Source organism: ANME-2 cluster archaeon (genome assembly GCA_014237145.1).
Classification (GTDB): Archaea; Halobacteriota; Methanosarcinia; order Methanosarcinales; family Methanocomedenaceae; genus Methanocomedens_A.
Genome location: JAAXOC010000103.1, coordinates 1 through 4,268, shown reverse-complemented (window position 1 = coordinate 4,268; position 4,268 = coordinate 1). Strand labels below are relative to the sequence as shown.

The 4,268-nt window shown below is 39.3% G+C and carries 4 protein-coding genes; 1 reads left to right on the top strand and 3 read right to left on the bottom strand.

Annotated features, from left to right (window positions below; all coding sequences use genetic code 11):
- A partial coding sequence (locus tag HF974_14515; protein ID MBC2699515.1) for an NAD(P)-binding protein occupies window positions 1-194 on the bottom strand: 194 nt, incomplete at its 3' end.
- 330 nt (window positions 195-524) lie between these two features.
- Window positions 525-1,574, bottom strand: a complete 1,050-nt coding sequence (locus HF974_14510) for a Fic family protein (protein MBC2699514.1) — start codon at window positions 1,572-1,574, stop codon at window positions 525-527.
- A 463-nt stretch (window positions 1,575-2,037) separates the two neighbouring features.
- Here HF974_14510 and HF974_14505 point away from each other — a divergent pair, with 463 nt between their 5' ends.
- Window positions 2,038-2,958: an NAD(P)-dependent alcohol dehydrogenase gene (locus HF974_14505; GenBank protein MBC2699513.1), complete on the top strand. Its 921-nt coding sequence runs from the start codon at window positions 2,038-2,040 to the stop codon at window positions 2,956-2,958.
- Window positions 2,959-3,266: 308 nt separating this feature from the next.
- Here the strand turns inward: HF974_14505 and HF974_14500 are convergent, their stop codons facing one another.
- Entirely contained in the window at window positions 3,267-4,028 is a 762-nt protein-coding gene (locus HF974_14500; protein MBC2699512.1) for a hypothetical protein, read from the bottom strand.
- Window positions 4,029-4,268 lie beyond the last annotated feature (240 nt).

Below are 4,268 nucleotides of genomic sequence, written 5' to 3'. Positions count from 1 at the left end.
CCTGTGTCAAAATAGCGTATGCAATCCTTGAAACTGCCATAGCTCGCTTCATGGATCCCTTTCTCTATAACCAGAATCTTGCGATTCTTCCTGCTGAGCTCCTTGGCCAATGTCGAACCTGCGACTCCCGCTCCGACGATGATGTCATCATATCTCTTGTTTCCCACCGGGAACACCTCCAATATACACTCCATACGCACTCACAATCTGTATGCGCTTGACTCTTTCCTACATATTAATCATATTCCCATTAAATAGCCTGGGCAAATCTTCCGGTAAATTATGCCAAGAGTAACCGGAATATTGGCTTCTTATGGTAGAAATATCAAAAGGACTGAGCAAATATCTGCTCAGCCCATTATCAGTTCTGTATTATTCTTTGTTCGCTTATGGTATGGTTCACCATAACTTTGTAAAACCAAACGGTTTAATACCACTCTTTCAATATTCTTTTGAACTTGCACCGTTTTATCTGCATATCGAAATCATAATCTACATATTTTCGCATCTAGATTATGTAGTTTTTAGTCATTTCTAATATAAGCAGTACTTCTTCCACCACCGACTTTTCTAATATAATTGTTTTTAACCAATTCTGCCAAAGCCTTTTCAATTGTTGTTATGCTGATATCTGGACATAATTTTGAGATATCCGATTTGCTGATCTTACCCACCTTTGTTTCAAAAACATGTTTCACACGTTCCGATTTGCTTAATCCTTGGTTTCTTAATATTTCGACTCTCGATGAAAACTCCCTATAAGCAGCTAAGACAACACCTAGATAGTATTTCACAAACGGTACATAATCATTGTTGTTTTCATGCCAACCAAAAGAACTCATTTCAAGGGTTTCATAATAACTTTCTTTTGTCTTTTCAATCATCATTTCAATGCTAATATACTTTCCGACAATATAAGAATTTTGATAAAGCAGTAGAAGGGTTAAAAGTCTACTCATTCTACCATTGCCATCATTGAATGGATGAACACATAGAAAATCCAAAATAAAAACCGGAATAAGCAACAATGGATCTACTGACTCCTTTTTGATTGCTTCAATAAAGTTGCCGCACATTGCTTCCATTGTTTCTTTCGTCAGATATGCAGGTACCGGTGTGAAACGAACTCGTTTCTCACCTAATTCATTCTGCTCTTCAATGACATTATCCGCATGTTTGTAATTGCCGCCTACAAAGCCACTATTATATGCATACAGATTTCTATGGAGCTGCAAAACCACATTACTTCTAGGCACAATATAATCATAATTTTCATGAATTGTATTAAGAACCTCTCGATAACCTGCGATTTCTTCTTCATTACGATTTCTAGGTTCTGTTTTCTCATTGACAAGATCACCTAATCTTTTCTCACTGGTGTAAATCCCCTCAATTCTGTTTGATGCACCTGTACTTTGAATCTTAGCAACTTTTACCATTGCCTCAAGAACATCCGGATATGATTCCATATATAGTTCTTGTTTTCCTCTATATTCATGGAGTTCAGTCATCAACCCAACTATTTCTTTGTTGTATAGCTCCTCATCAATTCTTAAGTAATTGAATTCCCTCATTCTGCACCTCTCTCTATTCTGCATAAATCATACCATATATTATGCAGTTTATCGAATTTGTATGCAGAAAAAAACTATTCTCATAATTTGAAACCAGTTTCTTATTAACCATCTAATCATAATAGGGAACTATTCTTTTACCGTTACTTATGATACGGTTCACCGTATCATAAGTAACGGTAACATCATGGAAATCGAAGTTCTATCGTATCAGCACTTTACATGTCCAAAATATCACCTTAGATCCAAGAACAAATATCACTATTGCTCTGTTACTGTATATAATCGCATAAAAACGATAAAATATTGTACATTGTAGTGAAATTCATTCTTAACATTTGAGGAGGTATTTTTGTCCAAACTCATCACACATTATCCAATCTATCTGTCCACCATTTTCTTTTAATTACAAAAAAAGATATGATTAAGCTACTAATAAGGCAATGAAGAAAGGGGTAATTCAATGAAAGCAATTGTTTATAATTCATATGGTGGACCAGAAGTCCTTACGTATACAACGTTAGATAAACCAACACCTAAGTCAAAGGAAGTTTTAGTACGTATTGTATCAACTTCTGTGACCCATGGGGATATACGGATGCGTAAGGCTGATCCAGTAATGGCGAGGTTTCATAGTGGGCTATTTAGACCTAGAAAATACCCAGTGCTCGGATTTGAATGTTCTGGTGTCATTGAAGCTATAGGTGCGGAAGTTACTAGCTATAGCAATGGTGATGAGGTAATGGTTTTTGCTGGTTTAGGTTTTAGTGCTTATGCAGAATTTATGACTGTGCAAAGTGAAGGTAAGTTTACTAAGGGGGCTTTAGTCAAAAAGCCAGCCAACATTTCATTTGATGAAGCGGCAGTGAGTCCTACTGGTGGGATTACTGCTATTCGCTTCCTTAGAGACCTTGGGATAGAAGAGGCCAAAGGTAAATCAATATTGATTATTGGAGCTTCTGGCAGTGTAGGTACTTACGCTGTACAAGTTGCAAAATATTACGGTGCGATAGTTACAGGCGTTACTAGCACTAAAAATGTTGAGTTAGTTCAAAGCTTGGGTGCAGATCATGTGATAGATTATACAGAAGATGATTTTACTCTAAGTGATTTAAAATATGATATGGTATTTGATGCAGTTGGATTATATAATACATCTGTTTGTAAAAAGGCACTCAACTTAAATGGAACATATGCGTCTGTTAAAGGTAGTGCTAAAACATCTGGCAAATCACTTGAACTACTAGCAGAACTCATGGAGAATGGGACGGTTAAGTCGATTATTGACAAAACCTATCAGTGGGATGAAATCGTAGAAGCCCACAACTATGTCGATCAAGGCCACAAAGTGGGGAATGTTGTTGTAAGGGTGATAGCCCCCTAAATCCTTGTGCCAGATTGATTGTTAGTAAAAAGGTGATTGAGGATCCCCAATCTTATCACTTTTTACGTTTGAATTATATCATCAAACGCTCATCGGGTGTTACAACTTCACTATAACAGGACACACCGTGTCATTAGTTTAATTTCAATAATTGCACTTAGCCTGTAACTTGTAGAACGCAATATTTCCTTTAAGTTTGTTGACTATGTTCCCTAGTAGGGACAGTAGTTCCACGCCCAAAACAACTCTCTACTTACTACTCCCGAAATAATCGTCTATATCGTCTATATAGATGGTTGGCATCCACTCTAATCCTGTCGCCTGCCCAAAAATATCTCATAGCAGAAGGAGAGCTTGCGGTGATAATCCAGTTCCACCAAGTCGGTGGGTTTGACCTGTCCATCCGCTTTCTCGAAATAGGCCAGGCCAGCGTTCCTCAGCATGTTGTATACAAACTGAGAGCAGAACATGATGTTGGGCTTGAGCGAGGTCCGTAGCACCAGTCCCAGCATATTGTAGGCACTACCGTGCTCATTGATCTCCAGAACCTTGTCGATCAGCAGTTCCTTTTGTTCCCTGCTGGCATCCAGCTGGTAGACAATCAATGATGAATCCTCCTTTTTGTTGAAGAACTCGATCATCTCCTGGTTGAGACCCGGTGGATAGACCTTCTCTCCACCGTTGTAGCTGATAATGGTCTTTAGATCCCGATCAAAAGAAAGGGACGCATGGTTGTACTGTTTTCTAGTAAACACGGAGATAATCTCGCTGGCGGCACTACCAGTATTGGAAACCACTACATAGAGATGGGGATCTTCTAGGCTATCCTTAGCCTTTGCGAAATAGGCTTCGGTCAAAGCCCCATTGTTGATATACTGAGTCGAATTATGCCTTGGCAGTTCCTGCGCGATTTCCATCATCCGTTCAGGTGTGACCGTCTTCCTCAGTTGACCCAGTCCCACTACGGCACCTTGCAACACTCCGGCAGCATCCTTCAGTTGACCAAAACTCAAAGTATTCCGTTCCTGAACTGACGGCATATAAAATTCAGTATACTTCTTCACTGTCACCTCATACTCCAGCAGATAAGGCAATATCAGGATGAAGATGCCCAAGGCATTCCGTGCCAATTGCATAAACAAGAGATCTGGTGTCTGCCCCATGTAGCGTGAATAGAATATGGTCTGGCCCGCCAAGAGCAGCACATACAAAAAGATCAGGTAAAACCGGAATCGTTTCTTGGCCTGGATTTTGATTGCCCTAAGCAACATAACCCAGAACAACAGTTGGGATGCAATCACAAAGAGCGT